Origin of the sequence: Brevibacterium samyangense (genome assembly GCF_039529845.1) — a bacterium.
Taxonomy (GTDB): domain Bacteria; phylum Actinomycetota; class Actinomycetes; order Actinomycetales; family Brevibacteriaceae; genus Brevibacterium; species Brevibacterium samyangense.
Genome location: NZ_BAAANO010000015.1, coordinates 98349 through 114623, shown reverse-complemented (window position 1 = coordinate 114623; position 16275 = coordinate 98349). Strand labels below are relative to the sequence as shown.

The window sequence follows — 16275 nt, the reverse complement described above, 5'->3', positions numbered from 1 at the left end:
CTCCTCCTTCGGGCCGTTCCCGGTCACACCGTGCCCGGTCACACCGTCCCCACTCACGCCATGACCGCGCCGCCGTCGACGCGGATCACCTGCCCGGTGACGAACCCCGCGCCGTCGGACGCCAACCACACGACCGCCGAGGCGATGTCCTCGGGCACTCCCATCCGGCCGATCGCCTGGCCCGAGAGGTCGTAGTCCTGACCGACGGTGAGGGCCGACTCGACGGGCCCGGGTGCCACCGAGTTGCAGCGGATCCCGAGGTGCCCGACCTCCTTCGCGACCCACTTCGTGAGCGCGATGATGCCGCCCTTCGACGCCGCGTAGGCCGGCCCGGAACGCGCGCCCGCCTCCCCGTTCGACACCGCTCCCCCGTTGATCCCGGAGATCGACGAGATGTTGATGATGCTGCCCGACCGCTGCCGGGCCATGTGCGGGTGGATCGCCGCCTTCGTGAACGCGAAGGTCCCGCCGAGGTTCGTCGACAGGTCCCGTTCCCACAGCTCCGCCGTCATGTCCTCGAGCCCCACCCGGGCGGCCGTCCCCGCATTATTCACGAGGATGTCGAGCGACCCGAGCTCGGCGACGACCCGGTCGACCGCCGCCGTCACCGCAGCGGTGTCCCGCACGTCGAGGTCGAACCCGAGGAACCGGGGTGCCGAGGCCGACCCATCCGGGCCCGAGGCGCCGGCCCCCGAGCCCGGCATCTCGGGGCGTCCGGAGAACTCGGCGGCGAGCGCCTCGGCGGTGTCGGTGGCACCGGAGAGATCGACGATCGCGACCGAGGCGCCACCGCCGGCGAGCAGGCGCGCACAGGCGAGCCCGATCCCCCGGGCGGCCCCGGTGACGAGAGCGACCTTGCCGCGGTGGGGCGCCTCGGCGGTGGCGGTGGCCGGATTCTGGGCGGTGGCCGGAGCGGTGCCGGTGGTCATGAGGAGAGTCCTTTCGACGGGAGGAGAGACGGGGCGGGAGGCCGGCGCTACTGCACGCCGAGGAGGTCCGGCAGTCCGTTCGAGAGCGCCGGGACGAACGTGATGAGCAGGAGCACGACGATCGCGGCGAGGAGGAACGGCACGACACCGCGGATGGTCTCCGAGAGGCGGGCTCCGGAGATCCCCGTCGCGACGAACAGGTTGAGACCCACGGGTGGGGTGAACAGTCCGATCGCGAGGGCCACCGTCATGAACACGCCGATCGTCGTGATGTCGACGCCGACGGCGAGGAGCACGGGAACGAGGATCGGAACGAACAGGTAGAAGGCACTCACCGCATCGACGAACGCGCCGACGACGAGGAGGATCACCACCGCGATGAGGAGGACGATCACCCGGTTGTCGGTGACGGAGAGGACCGCCTCGGACACCCGGGAGGCCACGCCCTCGACGGTGATGACGTAGGAGAAGAGGCTCGCGAGGCCGACGATGAACATGATCGTCGCGGTCGACACCCCGGCCTCGAGCATCACGGCCGGCAACCGCTTGAGCGGCAGGTCGCGGTACACGAGAAGTCCGACGACGAGTGCGTAGACGCTCGCGACCGCACCGGCCTCCGTCGGGGTGAAGATCCCGCCGTAGATCCCGCCCATGATGATGACGGGGATGAGCAGTCCGGGGATCGCCCGCACGAACGCGAGGCCGATGTCCTTCGCACTCGCCCGGTGCTCGTCGTCGAGGATGCTCGGAGTTCCCTCCGACTGTGCGCGTCCCCGCACCGTCGCCACCGCGACCTGCCGCACGCGCGGCACCATCATCGCCGCGACGAAGAAGGCGACGGCCATGAGAACACCCGGGACGATGCCGGCGATGAAGAGCCGGGAGATCGACACCCGCTGATATTCCGCCGCGACGACCGCGAAGATGATGAACGCGATCGACGGCGGCACGACGATGCCCATCGATCCGGAGGCGGCGACGAGCGAGGTCGCGTGCTCGCGCTTGTACCCGTTCCGCACGAGCGCCGGGATGAGGATCGCACCGATCGCGGCGACCGTCGCAGGGCCCGACCCGGAGATCGCGGAGAAGAAGAACGCCGCGACGATCGTCACCGCCGCGAGGCCGAAGGAGAACCGGCCGAACAGCATGTATGCGAGGTCGACGAGCCGCTGCGAGATCCCCGTGTGCTGCATGACCGCACCTGCGAGCACGAAGAACGGGATCGCGAGGAGGGTGCCGGAGGACAGCGACGGGAACATGACCCCGGGGACGACGTCGAGCACCTGGAGCCCGTCGGTCGTGAGGAGCACGACGACCGCCGAGGCGCCGAGCGAGAACGCCACCGGCACCCCGAGGAGCAGGAAGACGAAGAAGGAACCGAAGAGGAGGAGCTCGATCACTTCCCCTCACCTCCCTTCCGAGAGGTTCCGCCGTCGGAGCCGGTGGAACCGCCTATCGAGGTGGTGGATCCGCCCGCGGGGCCCGTGCCGCCGACGGTGAGAGGGTCCTCGTCCGCGAGGGCGCCGGGCACCTCGGCGGGGACGTGGGTGTCCTGCCGGGAGCCGGCCCCGCGCAGGGAGGTCACGACCGCTTCGACGGCGTGAATGATCCCGAAGAGCCCGGTGAGCGGGATGGCCATGGTGAACAACCACTGCGGGATCCCGAGCGAGGGCGTCGCACGCCCGCGCTCCGCCTGGGCGAGGAGCATCTCTCCGCCGAAGACGAGGAGGACGAGGAGGAACAGCACGACGACGAGCCCGGACGCGAGCACCATGACGGTGTGCAGCTTGCCGCGCGACTTCTCGAGGAGCAGATCGAAGCCGAGGTGGGTGCCGGTGCGGAGGGCGACGACGGCACCGGACATCGTGAGGACGACGAGCAGGTTGATCGTGAGTTCCTCCGTGAACGACAGCGACGCCCGGAACACGAACCGGGACAGCACGTTGACGAAGGTGATGACGACGATGGCGAGGAACGAGAGGACGACGGTCCAGTCCTCGACGAATCTGAGGATGCGCATATCAGTACCCCTCCGGAATGAACTCCGCCGAGAGGGTGGGTCCCCACACCTCGCGGTACGTCTCGTAGAGAGGGGCGAGTTCGGCCTTGAACTCCTTTTTCTCCGCGTCCGTCATCTCGTTCACCTGCATGCCCGCGGCCTCGAGTTCCTCGAGTTCCTGCGCCTCGAGCTCCCGGTTCTGCTGCACCTGGAACTCGTTCGCGTCCGCGGCGAGGCGCTTCACGAGCTCCCGGTCGTCCTCGCTGAGCGAGTCGAAGAGGTCCTTGTTCATGCCGAACACGAGCGGATCGTAGGAGTAGTCCCAGAGCGTGAGGTAGGGCTGCACCTCCTCGAGGGAGGACGAGTAGATGACGTCGAGCGGGTTCTCCTGGCCGTCGATCGCTCCCTGTTGGAGCGCGGTGTACACCTCGGAGAACGGCATCCCGACGGGGTTCGACCCGAGCGAGCGGTAGAAGTCCGTGTAGAGCCCGAAGCCGGGGATCCGGAATTTGAGTCCGTGCATGTCCGCGGGCGCATGGATGGCGCGATGGGAATTCGTGAGCTGCCGCATCCCGGATTCGCCCCAGCCGAGGAGTTCGACCCCGTCCTCCGCGAGCTGCTGTCGGTACGCCTCACCGCCGGCACCCTGCATCGCGGCGTACCCGTCCTCGACGGAGTCGAAGCGGAACGGCGCGGCGGCGGCACCGTACACGGGGTTCACACCGGCGTAGATGATCGGCGAGTTGTAGCTGAAGTCCTTGCCGCCGTCCATGAGCTGCTCCACGCCCGCGGTCGGTTCGCCCGCCGTGAGCCGTTCGCTCGCGAACACCTGGAGGGTGATGCGGCCGTCGGTCTCCCGAGCGAGGTCCTCACCGAACTTCTCGGCGGCGAGGTACCAGGTCGAGGTGGTACCGACGGTCACGGTCATCTTCCAGCGGTAGCGCTGGAGCCCGTCTGCGGTCGTGCCGAAGTTCGTGCCGCATCCCGCGAGCACCCCGAGTGTGAGCGCGAGAGCGGCGGCGAACAGGGTCCGGACCCGGCGACGACGTTGTCGCACGGTGGTCATGAGTGCATCTCCTTGAGAGAGGGGTGAGGGAAGCGGTCAGGCCTTGTGAGCCGGTCGGTCGGTGGATTCCGGCGCGTGGGCCGAAGGGGGTGCCGCCGGGGACGGGGAGGCGTGGGTGAGCCCTCCGTCGACCGGCAGCACGGTGGCGTTGATGTAGCGGGATTCGTCGCTCGCGAGGAACACGGCGGCCTCCGCGACGTCCTCGGGGGTGCCCATCCGCCCGGTGGGTGAGGCGGCGTGGCGCGCCCGCAGCATGTCCTCGACGGAGCCGTGGTGTCCGGCGATCGAGGTGCGCAACAAGGGGGTCTCGATGAGACCGGGGGCGATCGAGTTCGCACGGATGCCCTCGTGGGCATGGGCGAGCCCCACCGAGTTCGTGAGTTCCAGCAGCCCCGCCTTCGAGGCGGCGTACGCGGGGTAGTCGTACCCCATCCACCGCAGCCCGCCGGCCGAGGACACCGTGACGATCGACCCGCGCCCGGCCTTTCGCATGAGCGGCAGGACCTCCTTGACGGCGCGGAACGCCCCGGTGAGATTCACGTCGAGCGCGAAGCGGAAGGACTCGGTCGGCAGTTCCTCGGGCCCACCGTTCACGACGATGCCGACGTTGTAGTAGAGGACGCTCGGCACCCCGAGATCCTCCCGGCACCGCTCCACGGCCGCAGCGACGTCACCGTCCTCGGTGACGTCCGCCCGGACGCCGAGGTGCCGCGGAGGCGGAGTCGTGTGCGCGGCGTCGAGCGCCGCGAGGGTGTGCCCGATGGCCGTGTCGTCGCGGTCGACGACGCACACCGAGGCGCCCTCGCGGGCGAAGGCGCGGGCGGCGGCGAGGCCGTTGTTCGTGCTCCCGTCGGGGCTGCCGCAGCCGAAAGCGATGACGACGTGGCCGGCGAGGCGGTTCATGAGCCGGCTCCGTTCGATGCAGCACGGGCGAGGAGGCCGGCCTTGAGTTCCTTGCGCGCGATCTTGCCGTACGCGGTGACGGGCATCGATCTCACGAAGCGCGTTTCACGTGGAACCTTGTACCCGGCGAGGCGCGAGGCGACGAAGGCCCGGAGCCGCTCGGACTCCTCGGGGAGGACGACGCCGACGTCGATGGACTCGGGGGCGAGCGGGTTCTCGGGGTCGCCCATGGCGCCTTCTCGTGCGGCAGTCCCGTCACCTGCGGTGACTCCGTCGAGCACGCTCGGGTCCCGCAGTTCGACGATCGCCACGCCGGCCTCGCCCCATTTCGGGTCCGGAACGCCGAGGACCGCGACGGCGGCCACGGCCTCGTCGAGGAGCAGCGCTTCCTCGATCTCGCGCGGGTACACGTTCGAGCCGCCGGAGATGAACATGTCCGACTTCCGTCCGGTGAGGAAGAGGTACCCCTGCTCATCGAGGTACCCGACGTCGCCGGTGTGGAACCAGCCGTGGGCGAAGGACTCCGCGTTCGCCTTCGCATTGTTCAGGTACCCCGCGCACACGGTCGGACCGGCGACGCACACCTCTCCGGAGACCCCCGGAGGCAGTTCGCGTTCGATCCCGTCGTCACCGGTCTCCCGGATGCCGATGCGCACGCCCGTGCGGGCGCGTCCGCAGGTACCGATCCCCGCGTCGTCGACGGGGACCGTGCCGTGCTCACTCGGTCGGAGCGCCGTGATGGCACCGGTGACCTCGGCGAGTCCGAAGTACTGGACGAGGCATTCCCCGAGTCGTTCGAGTGCGTGTTCCTGGTCCTGGGCGAGCATCGGCGCGCCGGCGTAGACGACGTTCCGCAGGGTGTGGTCGGACGGCCCCCGGTCGGCCGGATAGCCCTCGACGAGGCGGTTGAGGATGGTCGGCACGGTGAATGCGTTCGTCACTCCGTGTGCATCGATGAGCGGCCACGCCTTCTCCCCGCGGAACCCGCCGGAGGGATAGAGGACGGACGGGCACCCGGCGAAGACCTGCGCGAACATGTGGATTCCCGCGCCGTGCGAGAGCGGCGCGATGACGAGGGACGCGCCCGTGTGGTCCTCGCCCGGGAAGAGATCGCAGTAGTGGTTCATGAGCACAGCACCGAGGTGCCGGTGCGTGAACGTCGCGGCCTTCGGGGTGCCGGTCGAACCGCTCGTGAAGAAGTACCAGCAGGGGTCGTCCTCGTCGACCTCGGCCTCGAACCGCGCGGACTCCTCCGGGACGGGGACGTCGGCGACGGCCGTGCCCTCGTGTGCCTCCGGGACCCCGTCGATCCACAACACCGTGGCCGGGAGAAGTCCCTCCTCGGCGAGGTGCCGGACGACCGCGCTCAGTTCGCGGTGGACGACGACGACGCGGGGCCGGGTGTTCCGCACGAGCGCGGCGATCTCGCCCGGCGAGAGCTTCGCGTTCGGCGGGGCGAGCACCCCTCCGGCCCGGAAGGCGCCCCAGAACGCGGCGATCATCTCCGGGTGGTTGGGGCTCAGCACCATGACGGTGTCGCGGCGGCGCACCCCGGCGCCCCTCAGCGCCGCGGTGATCGCATGGGCGCGTTCGTCGAGGTCACGCCAGGTCCACGTCCCCTCCTCGGCAATGACCGCGGGGTGCTCGGGAAGCCTGTGCGCGGTCTGCGTGAGGAAGTGGGCGACGTTCACCCCACGGCGCCACGAGGGCACGAAGTCGGCGGCGGCCGCGTCCGGGGAGATCGGGTCGAGGCCGGTGGACGCCTCCGGTGTTTCTGTCGGGCGGGGGCCGGGCACGCCCGAGCCCGTGCCGCCCCGCACCTCGGTCGTCGCGCTCATCGCACCCGCTCCAGCACCGAGGCGAAGTTCGACACCGCGACCCCGCCCATGTTGAAGACCCCCGCGAGTTCCGCGCCGGGCACCTGGAGGCCGGACGCGTCACCGACGAGCTGCCGGGCCGCCATCACGTGCATGGACACGCCGGTCGCACCGATCGGGTGCCCCTTGGACTTGAGTCCGCCGGAGGGATTGACCGGCAGTGCGCCGTCGATCGCGGTGAATCCGCTGTCGATGACGGAGCCGCCCTCGCCCCGCGCGGCGAGTCCGAAGGCCTCGTACTGGAGGAGTTCGGCGATCGTGAAGCAGTCGTGGGTCTCGAGGAGGTCGAGGTCCGTGAGGCGGACGCCGGCGGCCCGGAGGGCCTGGTCCATCGCCGCCGAGGCGCCCCGCAGTTCCAGCGGATCGCGCCGGGAGATCGGGAGGGCGTCGTTCGCGTTGCCCTGACCGCGCCAGCCCACGGCCTGCGGTGCGGAGACGGCGACCTCGGGAGCGGCGATGACGAGGGCGGCGGCACCGTCGGAGACGAGTGAACAGTCGGTGCGGCGGAGGGGTTCGGCGACGTACGGGTTCTTCTCGGAGACCGTGTGGCAGAACTCGAAACCGAGGTCCTTCTGCATGTGCGCGAGCGGGTTGTGGGCGCCGTTCCCGTGGTTCTTCGCCGCGATTCGGGCGAGGGACTCCGAGGGGTCGCCGTAGCGGTCCGTGTACTGGCGGGCGAGTTCCCCGAACACCCCGGCGAAGCTCTTATGATGCTCTTCCTCCTCGCGGTAGCTCGCGGAGAGGAGCACATTGCCGACGTCGTGACCGGGAACGTGCGTCATGTGCTCGGCGCCGATGACGAGGGCGACCTTCGCGCGGCCGGCGGCGACGGCGTCGTACGCGGCGAACACGGCGGCGGACCCGGTGGCGCACGCGCTCTCGTGGCGGTGGGCGGGAACGAGTTCGAACTCGGGGATCTCGACGGCGGGGAGGGCCGCCTCGAACCCCTGCGGGTAGAGACCGTTGTTGAACACCCCGACGTGGAGGGCATCGACCTCGGTGAGCTCGAGCCCGGCATGGGCGACGGCTTCACGGGCGACCTGGCCCATGAGCTCCTGGAGCGATTCGGGCCGCCGGCCGAACGCCGAGTGGGACCATCCGATGATCGTCGGTGCCGTGCGCGCGGTCGGTGCTGAACCGACGGTCGGGGCGGTGGGGGATCCTGCAGGTGTCACGATGTCTCCTTCGACAATCGGGTCGCCTCGAGGGTGAGGATGCGGACGAGTTCCGGACGGCGGTCGGGGCCGAGGTGCTGTTCGATCGAGCCGAGCGAGAGGGCGGCGGTGGGCCGCCCCTCGGCGTCGAACACGGGGACACCGAGGGCCCACGACGCCGGGACGACCAAGCCCGGGTTGAGGGCGTAGCCGAGTTCCCGCGCCTCAGCGAGGGCGGCGGCGAGGCGGCCGTCGGCCTCGAGCCGGCCGAGGAGGGAATCCGGCCCGTGGGCGGCGAGGTTCGCCTCCCGGGCCCGGGTGGCCTCCGCCTCGGGCAGGGCTGCGAGGATCGCGAGGGACCCGGCGCCGACGCCGAGGGGATGGACGTCCCCCTCCTGGAGGACGGTGTTGCGGATGGGGCCGGTGCCCTCGCGGCGGTGGGTGCACACGACCGAGGTCCCCTCGAGGACCGAATGGAACGCGGTCTCGCCCGTCGCGGCGGTGATCCGGCCGAGCGCCGCCCGGATCCCCGCATCCGCGGGATGGGTGGCGCGAGCCGCCTCGCCGATCCGCACGAGCGTTGCGGACAGGAGGTAGTCCGAACCGGACCGGGCGACCCAGCCGATCGACACGAGCCCCGCGAGCAGGCGGTGCACCGTCGATTTCGCCAGGCCCGAGGCGCCGGCGAGCGTGGCGAGGGACATGGGGGCAGGTGCCCCCTGGGCGAGAGCGTGGACGAGCGCCGCGGAACGCCGCAGGGTCTGCGCGGTTCCGTCCCCTGCGTTCGCTCCGGGTCCCCGCGTGTTCCGTTCAGCGGAACGAGGACTCCCGTCCAGCACCTTTGCCATGGAGGGAATCCTGCGGTGATGCGCGTCACTGCGTCAACCGGGGTCCGGATACCGGAACGGCGTCGGGATTCCGTTCCGGTGAACGGAATCCCGACGCCGCCAGTGAGAGCGTTTCAGGACTTTCCGGGGTGGGCCTTCGGTGCCGCTCGGTGCGGGGCCGGGGCGGCCCGGGTGAGGCTGCGGAGGGAGCCGGGTCGCGCCCCGGCCCGGCGACAGCGTGGGCTCAGAGCGTCGGGTAGTCGGTGTATCCGCGGGCGCCGCCGACGTAGAACGTCGAGGAGTCCGTCGGGTTCTCCTCGGCGCCCGTGCGCCAGCGGAGGACGAGGTCGGGGTTGGCGATGACGGCCCGGCCCACGCCGACGGCCTCGCCGACGTTCTCCTCGACGAGACCCTGTGCCTCCTCGAGGGTCGTGTGGTGGCCGAAGCCGGTGTTCACGACGAGCGGGAGTCCGGAGCCGGCACGGATGACGTCCTGGACGATCGCGTCGCGCGGTTCGGCACGGAGTACGTCGACGAACCCGAGGCCGAGGGCACCGAACTCCTTCGCGAGCACCGCGTACACGGCGTCGACGTCCGCGTCGTCGTCCTCCACGACACCCTGCACGTTGTGCTGCGGCGACAGACGGACGCTCGTGCGGTCCGCGCCGATCTCCGCCGCGACCGCACGGGTGACCTCGACGAGGAGACGGGCACGGTTCTCGGGGCTGCCGCCGTACTCGTCGGCACGCTGGTTCGAGCTCGGGGCGAGGAACTGGTGGAGGAGGTAGCCGTTCGCACCGTGGACCTGGACGCCGTCGAAGCCGGCCTCGATCGCATTCCGGGCCGCGAGGACGAAGCTCTGAACGACCTCGGCGATCTCACCGGGCGAGAGCGCCTCGGGGACCGGGGCGTCGACCTTCTCACCGTTCGGCAGGCGGATGGGAGCGGGCGAGGCGATGGGGCTCGGGGCGACGATCCGCGGCACCCCGGCGATCTCCGGGTGGGAGACCCGACCCCCGTGCATGACCTGGAGGACGCTCTTCCCGCCCTCGGCGTGCACGGCGTCGGTGACCCGCTTCCACGCGGCGACCTGCTCGGGGGTCTGGATACCCGGCTGGCCCATCCACGTGCGGCCGGACATGTGCGGGTACGTGCCCTCGGCGACGATGAGGCCCGCGGTCGCGCGCTGGCTGTAGTACGCGACATGAAGGTCGTTCGGCACACCGTTCTCGTCGGCACGGAGGCGGGTGAGCGGGGCCATGACGACGCGGTTCGCGAGGTCGAGGGCACCGAGGGTCACCGGCGAGAACAGTGCATGGTCGGCGGGGGTGGTGGTCGCAGTGGCGGTGGTGGGAGCCGCGGTGGCGCTCCCGGGGGTGGTGAGGGTGCTGTCCTGGGTGTGGCCGTCGTGCATGAACGAAGGTGTCCTTCCGCAGTGGGTGCCGGGGTGGGTGCCCGGGTGGCGAGCGGACCGACTCTACTCCCGCGCCCGGTGCGCGTGAACCCCGCGGCGACACATGCGGTCATCGCCACACGCCGGTCCCGAAAGAGGATCCGGGGCGCTTCCCGATCGATCCGATCCCCCCGGAGCACTCACCTACCCACATTTCGTCCCCGGACCCCGCAAACGTTTCCGCCGTCCAGGTACTTTTCGGCAGTACCCCTTCGCACCACGACCGGCGACCGGCGTTTCGTCCCCGGACCGCCCAAACATTTCCGTTGTCCGCGTACTTTCCGGGGCGACGCCTCTGTGCTGCTCGCTCGGGAGCGAGACCGGCTCAGTCCTTGACCGTCACCGAGAGGCTCTGGACCTCGCCGAAGGCGGTGAACAGCACGTCGACGAGGCGCTCCGCCTGCGGGCCGGCCACCGTCCACCGGGCGCGGGAGGCGTTGACCCAGATGACCTCGGGTGCCGAGGTGCGAGTCGCCTCGGCATCGTTCCCACCGGTGGCACCGCTGCCGCTTGTGCCGATCGGAGTACCGGCCGCAGGGCTCCCCTGCCCGGCAACGTCCGCCGCTGCGTCGGACGTTCCCGGGGCAGACACGACGGTGTCCGTTTCACCCGTGGCGGCGAGCGCCTCGGTGATGCGGGTGCGGCGTTCGATGCGGGGCACGTCGAGGTCCATGTTCTCGGCGAACACCGCGTCGGCGAAGGAGTCGTCGGTCGCGCCGAGGCGGATCCACTCCTCGAGGCGGGGAATGAGCGCCATCGCCTCGGACGACGGACGATGGCGCTGCACCGCGGTCGCCTTCCCGGAGAAGACCGGGGCCGTACGTGCCGGCGCGCCCACGGGTTCGAGTCCGGTCGGCACCTCGGCATCCGCGATGAACCGGGAGAGGGCGGCGTCGGCGAGGACGCTCGCGGGGAAGTACGTCGTGTTGCCGAGGATCACGAGGCCGTACCCGCTCGCGGGATGCCAGCGCATGTGGGAGCCGAAGCCGGGGTACCCGCCTGAGTGCGCGACGAAGTGCCCGAGCGCGGAATCGAAGACCGTGTTGAGGCCGTACCCGTACCCGGCGGAGCGCACGCCGTTCGGGCTGTCCGCGTCAGACGGGTCGGCCGGTCGGACGTCGACGAAACGGTGGGCCTGCTGCATGTCACGGAGCGGCCGGGCCCACGGGTCCACGACGGCCCGAACCCCACCCGCGGGCCCGTCCGCAACATCGCCCGCAGCGCCGCCCGCGCCCGGATTCGCCGCCCGCACGAACCGGTCGACCCACACCGCGAGATCCCGGACGGTGGAGAACATCCCGCCGATCGCGGAGAACGCCCCGGCGTCCGAGTACGACAGCGGTTCGAGCCCGCCTGCTGCCGTGGGCCGGTACCCGGTGACGAGGCGGTCGGCCGGGAGGTCGGTCGCGCGGAAGTCGCTCGAGTCGAGGCCGAGAGGCGCGAGGAGAGCGGTGCGAACGGCCTCGGGGAAGGGCAGGCCGGAGACGACCTCGACGACGCGGCCGAGCATCGCATACCCGTAGTTCGCGTACTCGAACGCGGTGCCGGGCAGGAAGTTCATGTGGGCGGCGCGGGCGGCGAGCGCGTCGAACTCTGCGGCGGTGAGCGATTCCTGGCGGTCGGCCCACGGGTCGTCGTTCGGCAGGCCGCTCGACATCGTGAGGGCATCGCGGAGGGTGATCTCCCCGTGCGGGAGGCCGGCCGTGGCGGGGATCCAGGTAGAGACGGGAAGGTCGAGATCGAGCGGCGAAGGAGCCCCTCCGCTCGTGACTCCTGCGCCCGTGGAACCTTCCGTACCAGGGTGACGCTCCCCCGCACCGCACTCCACGAGCCCGTACTTGAGTCCCAACAGGGTGGCCGCGGTGAACGACTTCGTCATCGAGGCGATACGGAAGATCCGGTCGAGGTTCTCCCCGTCGACCACCCGGCCGTCCTTGACGAGTCCCCAGGCCACCTCGGGTGCCGGGGACTCCGCGATCGCCGCGCTGAGGTGCTGCCGGAGGGCGGAGAGCGCCTCGGCGATGGACGGGTCGGCAGGGGCGGCGGATGCCGGACGGGGATGGGTGGTGACCGAGGAGACAGCGTTCATGGCCCGAGAGTAGCCCGACCCGGGAAACACGACGTTTCGACGTCCGGGCCACGGCCCACCGGTGGCAGGACATCGCTACGCGCCGCACCTCCCTACGATAGACACCGTGAACGCACCTCGGCCGCACGTGCCTGCTCCTCAGCCCACTCCCCCGGCAGCCCCCGGTTCCCGTCGGGCGCTCGTGGACACGAACGTGCTCCTGTCGGACCCGCTGCGCCGCTGGATCAAGGCCCTCGTCGCCGAGGCGAACGCCGCCGCCGAGGCGAACGCCGGCGCATCCGAGGCGAACGCCGGGAGTGCCGCACGCACCGCCTCGATCTCCCTCGTGTGGACCGAGGACGTCCGCCGCGAACTCTGGGACGGCATCCCCCACACGCATCCCGGGATCTCCCAGGCAGGCCGGCGCGGGATCGAACGTGGGTGGCTCGAGGCCTGCGAACCGGAGCCCGTCACGACCGACGACCGCACCGTCCGCGCCTACGTCCTCGACCCGACCGACGCGCACCTCGACAACGCCGCGCTTGCCGGAGCCGTCACCTGGCTCGTCACCGACGACACGCGTGCCTTCGCACCCGTGGACTCGCCGCTGCGCTCCCGCATTCCGTACGCGCTCCTCACCGCGGACGAGTTCCTCCAGCTCCTCGCCGCCGAGGCGGACGACGCCCTCACTCGCGCGTTCCGTTCCGAGGTCGAGGTCGCCGCGACCCGCGCCGCCCGGCGGCGCGCGCGGGGGCAGAGTCCCCGTGCCGGGAGAGCGCAGAGCCCCCGTGCCGGGAGGGGACGGGGTTCCGGAGCCGGTGGCGCCTCGGCGGTTTCCCCGACTTCGGCCGATCGCGAGGCAGCGGCGCGGGAACTCGTCGAGGCGACCCGCGCCTCGGGTGCGGCCGGTTTCGCCCGCCTGCTGGAGGGATTTCTCACGGCCCCGGAAACCTGACGTTCATCCCCGCGCAGCCTCGGACTCATAGACTGCCGGTTATGAGAACCGTTGCTGCATACCAGGCCACCGCTGCCGACCAGCCCCTCGCGAAGTCCACGATCGATCGCCGTGATGTGCGCGCGAACGACGTCATGATCGAGATCGAGTACGCGGGCATCTGCCACTCGGACATCCACACCGTGCGCGACGAGTGGGGCGGCTGCAAGTACCCGCTCGCTCCCGGCCACGAGATCATCGGCATCGTCACCGAGGTCGGCTCCGAGGTCACGAAGGCGAAGGTCGGCGACCGCGTGGGCGTCGGCTGCCTCGTCGACTCGTGCATGGAGTGCGAGTACTGCCTCCGCGGCGACCAGCACTACTGCGAGAACGGTTCCGTCGGCACGTACAACTCGATCGACCGGATCGACGGCACCGTCACCCAGGGCGGGTACTCCACCCACATCCCGGTGCGCGAGGACTTCGTCATCCACATCCCGGATTCCATCGACCCCGCCGCTGCCACGCCGCTCCTGTGCGCCGGTATCACCACGTACTCGCCGCTCGCCAAGTGGGGCGCGGGCCCGGGCAAGAAGGTCGCGGTCGTCGGCATGGGCGGGCTCGGCCACGTCGCCGTGAAGATCGCCGCCGCCATGGGCGCCGAGGTCTCCGTCTTCTCCCACTCCCTCTCGAAGAAGGCCGACGGCGAGCGCTTCGGCGCCACCGGGTACTACACGACCGAGGAGGGCTTCGAGAAGGAGCACCACCGCGCCTTCGACATCATCATCGACACGGTCTCCGTGCCGCACCCGGTCAACGCGTACCTCCGCACCCTCAAGCCCGAGGGCGCGGTCGTCCTCCTCGGTCTGCCCGAGGGCGGCATGGACATCGATCCGCGTTCGCTCATCGGTGGCCGTCACACGCTCGCCGGTTCGAACATCGGTGGCATCCGTGAGACCCAGGAGATGATCGACTTCTGCGCCGAGCACGGTGTCGTCTCCGAGATCGAGCTCATCACCGCCGACCAGATCAACGAGGCCTACGACCGCGTCGTCGCCTCCGACGTCCGGTACCGCTTCGTCATCGACGCGAAGACGTTCTGAGGGCGGGCGGTTACGACCCCGTTCCTCGAAGACACACAGAAATCCGGTGAAGACAGCCCCCGGGAGCTGTCTTCACCGGATTTCTGTGTGTCCGAACCGCCTGCATCTTCCGCGAACGGGCCGGGTGGTCGATCTCAGCCCCGAACGAGTGCGGAACCGACGCGAGTACCGTGGCGACGACCACAGCCGCGTGAAGTCAGCTGCGCGATCCGGCACGATTCTCGGGCCGGATTTCGTGCCGGAGTGCACAGCTGATCGCGCAACCCCATCTGCGCGACGAACCAGCGGAAGGACAGCGCCACCTCAGCACTCCACCACGTTCACCGCAAGGCCGCCCATCGCGGTCTCCTTGTACTTGTGGCTCATGTCCGCGCCGGTCGCCTTCATCGTCGCGATGACCTCGTCGAGCGACACCCGGTGCTCACCGTCGCCCCACAGTGCCATCCGGGCGGCGTTGATCGCCTTGCCGGCGGCGATCGCGTTGCGTTCGATGCACGGCACCTGCACGAGCCCGGCGATCGGATCGCACGTGAGCCCGAGGTTGTGCTCCATCGCGATCTCCGCCGCGTTCTCCACCTGCGCCGGCGTCCCGCCCATCACCTGGGCGAGCGCACCGGCGGCCATCGAACTCGCGGACCCGACTTCGCCCTGGCACCCGACCTCCGCACCGGAGATCGACGCCCGTTCCTTGTACAGCACCCCGATCGCGGCCGCTGTGAGGAGGAACGTGACGATCGCGTCCTCACGCGCCGGCGCACCGCCGTCGACGACCGAGTCCACGTAGCCCAGCGCGTAGTACATGACCGCGGGGATGATGCCCGCCGCCCCGTTCGTCGGCGCGGTGACGACCCGCCCGCCCGAGGCGTTCTCCTCGTTCACCGCGAGCGCGATGAGGTTCACCCACTCCTGGTAGAACCGCGGATCGTGCGTGGGGTCGTGCGCTTTGAGCTTGAGTGCCCAGTCGTGCGCACGCCTGCGCACCTTGAGCCCGCCCGGCAGATGCCCGGACCGGTCGAGCGAGTTCCGCGCGCACTCCTCCATGACCGCGTGGATGTGCAGCAGCCCCTCGCGGATCTCCTCCTCGGTCCGGCTCACCTTCTCGTTCTCAAGCATGAGTTCCCAGATCGCCAGGCCCGAGGACTCGGCCATCTGCACGAGTTCCGCAGCGCTGCGGAACCGGTAGGGAACCTCGGCGATGTCGGACCGTCCGATCACGGCGACAGCGCCGACCTCCCCGGAGGCTTCCGCGCCCTCGCCGGACGGCCCTTCCGGACCGGCCCCGGCAGCAGAGGCAGCCGCCGCGGCCGCCTCCTCCTCGGACTGGCACACGACGAACCCACCACCGACGGAGAAGTACGTCTCCTCGGCCACGACCTCACCGGCGGCATTCCGCGCCGTGAACGTGAGTCCGTTCGTGTGCCGGGGCAGCACGGTGAGCGGCCGCAACCGCATGTCCGCCTCCGTGAGCGGGATCTCCGGCACCCCGGCACCTTCCGAATCCGCGCCCGCGGTGCCTCCGGTCACCGCTTCCGGGGCGACGTCCCCGCCCGAGGCGCCCCGCACCTCGACACCGGAACCGGCACCTCCCGGCGCCACGAGTCCCTCGCCGAGGCGCACCGCACCCGTGCGTTCCATGCGGGCCCGGCGGTCCTCGAGTTCGTTCGGTTCCACGGTCTCCGGGCGGCACCCCTCGAGGCCGAGGAGGATCGCGTCGAACGTGCCGTGCCCGTGCCCGGTCGCCGCGAGCGAGCCGTACACGTCGACCTCGAGCGCCACCACCTCGGACAGGCTGCCGCCGGTGCGTTCCTGCAGGAGTTCGACGAACGACACCGCGGCGCGCATGGGACCGACGGTGTGCGAGCTCGACGGCCCGATGCCGACGGTGAAGAGATCGAAGACGCTGATCACGGAAGCCTCCAGAAGGCAGTGATACGGAAAGTGGAACAGGTGCCCGGTCCAGGA

13 protein-coding genes are annotated in these 16275 nt (G+C 70.5%); 2 read left to right on the top strand and 11 right to left on the bottom strand.

The window, feature by feature from the left end; genetic code table 11:
* Positions 1-53 precede the first annotated feature (53 nt).
* From ABD172_RS08775 to ABD172_RS08730, 10 genes are all read right to left on the bottom strand, one after another.
* Complete coding sequence (locus ABD172_RS08775; RefSeq protein WP_344308825.1) at positions 54-929, bottom strand: SDR family NAD(P)-dependent oxidoreductase; 876 nt, start codon at positions 927-929, stop codon at positions 54-56.
* A 47-nt stretch (positions 930-976) separates the two neighbouring features.
* The gene (locus ABD172_RS08770; RefSeq protein ID WP_344308823.1) at positions 977-2329 is read right to left on the bottom strand and encodes a TRAP transporter large permease; all 1353 of its coding nucleotides are present in this window, start codon (positions 2327-2329) and stop codon (positions 977-979) included.
* On the bottom strand, positions 2326-2949 hold the full coding sequence (locus tag ABD172_RS08765) for a TRAP transporter small permease (protein WP_344308821.1): 624 nt from the start codon (positions 2947-2949) through the stop codon (positions 2326-2328). Before ABD172_RS08765 ends, ABD172_RS08770 begins: the two co-directional genes overlap by 4 nt.
* Before the next feature lies 1 nt (position 2950).
* Positions 2951-3994 (bottom strand): DctP family TRAP transporter solute-binding subunit, encoded by a 1044-nt coding sequence (locus tag ABD172_RS08760; RefSeq protein ID WP_344308819.1) that lies wholly within the window; start codon positions 3992-3994, stop codon positions 2951-2953.
* Between the two features lie 36 nt (positions 3995-4030).
* The gene (locus ABD172_RS08755; protein WP_344308817.1) at positions 4031-4897 is read right to left on the bottom strand and encodes an SDR family NAD(P)-dependent oxidoreductase; all 867 of its coding nucleotides are present in this window, start codon (positions 4895-4897) and stop codon (positions 4031-4033) included.
* The gene (locus ABD172_RS08750; protein WP_344308815.1) at positions 4894-6735 is read right to left on the bottom strand and encodes an AMP-binding protein; all 1842 of its coding nucleotides are present in this window, start codon (positions 6733-6735) and stop codon (positions 4894-4896) included. The genes ABD172_RS08755 and ABD172_RS08750 overlap by 4 nt, the downstream gene beginning before the upstream one ends.
* Entirely contained in the window at positions 6732-7949 is a 1218-nt protein-coding gene (locus ABD172_RS08745) for a thiolase domain-containing protein (protein ID WP_344308813.1), read from the bottom strand. The genes ABD172_RS08750 and ABD172_RS08745 overlap by 4 nt, the downstream gene beginning before the upstream one ends.
* Positions 7946-8776: an IclR family transcriptional regulator gene (locus ABD172_RS08740; protein ID WP_344308811.1), complete on the bottom strand. Its 831-nt coding sequence runs from the start codon at positions 8774-8776 to the stop codon at positions 7946-7948. The genes ABD172_RS08745 and ABD172_RS08740 overlap by 4 nt, the downstream gene beginning before the upstream one ends.
* A gap of 223 nt (positions 8777-8999) precedes the next feature.
* Positions 9000-10169, bottom strand: coding sequence for an alkene reductase (locus ABD172_RS08735; RefSeq protein ID WP_344308809.1), 1170 nt, complete (start codon positions 10167-10169; stop codon positions 9000-9002).
* A gap of 364 nt (positions 10170-10533) precedes the next feature.
* Positions 10534-12297, bottom strand: a complete 1764-nt coding sequence (locus tag ABD172_RS08730) for a serine hydrolase domain-containing protein (protein WP_344308808.1) — start codon at positions 12295-12297, stop codon at positions 10534-10536.
* 106 nt (positions 12298-12403) lie between these two features.
* Between ABD172_RS08730 and ABD172_RS08725 the strand changes: the two genes are divergently transcribed.
* Together ABD172_RS08725 and ABD172_RS08720 are read left to right on the top strand one after the other, a co-directional pair.
* A complete protein-coding gene (locus tag ABD172_RS08725) occupies positions 12404-13231 on the top strand; it encodes a PIN domain-containing protein (RefSeq protein ID WP_344308806.1) in 828 nt (275 codons plus the stop codon).
* A gap of 41 nt (positions 13232-13272) precedes the next feature.
* Positions 13273-14313 carry an NAD(P)-dependent alcohol dehydrogenase gene (locus ABD172_RS08720; protein WP_344308804.1) on the top strand — a complete coding sequence of 347 codons (1041 nt, stop codon included), beginning with the start codon at positions 13273-13275 and terminating at the stop codon, positions 14311-14313.
* A gap of 303 nt (positions 14314-14616) precedes the next feature.
* Here the strand turns inward: ABD172_RS08720 and ABD172_RS08715 are convergent, their stop codons facing one another.
* Positions 14617-16221: an L-serine ammonia-lyase gene (locus ABD172_RS08715; protein WP_344308802.1), complete on the bottom strand. Its 1605-nt coding sequence runs from the start codon at positions 16219-16221 to the stop codon at positions 14617-14619.
* Positions 16222-16275 lie beyond the last annotated feature (54 nt).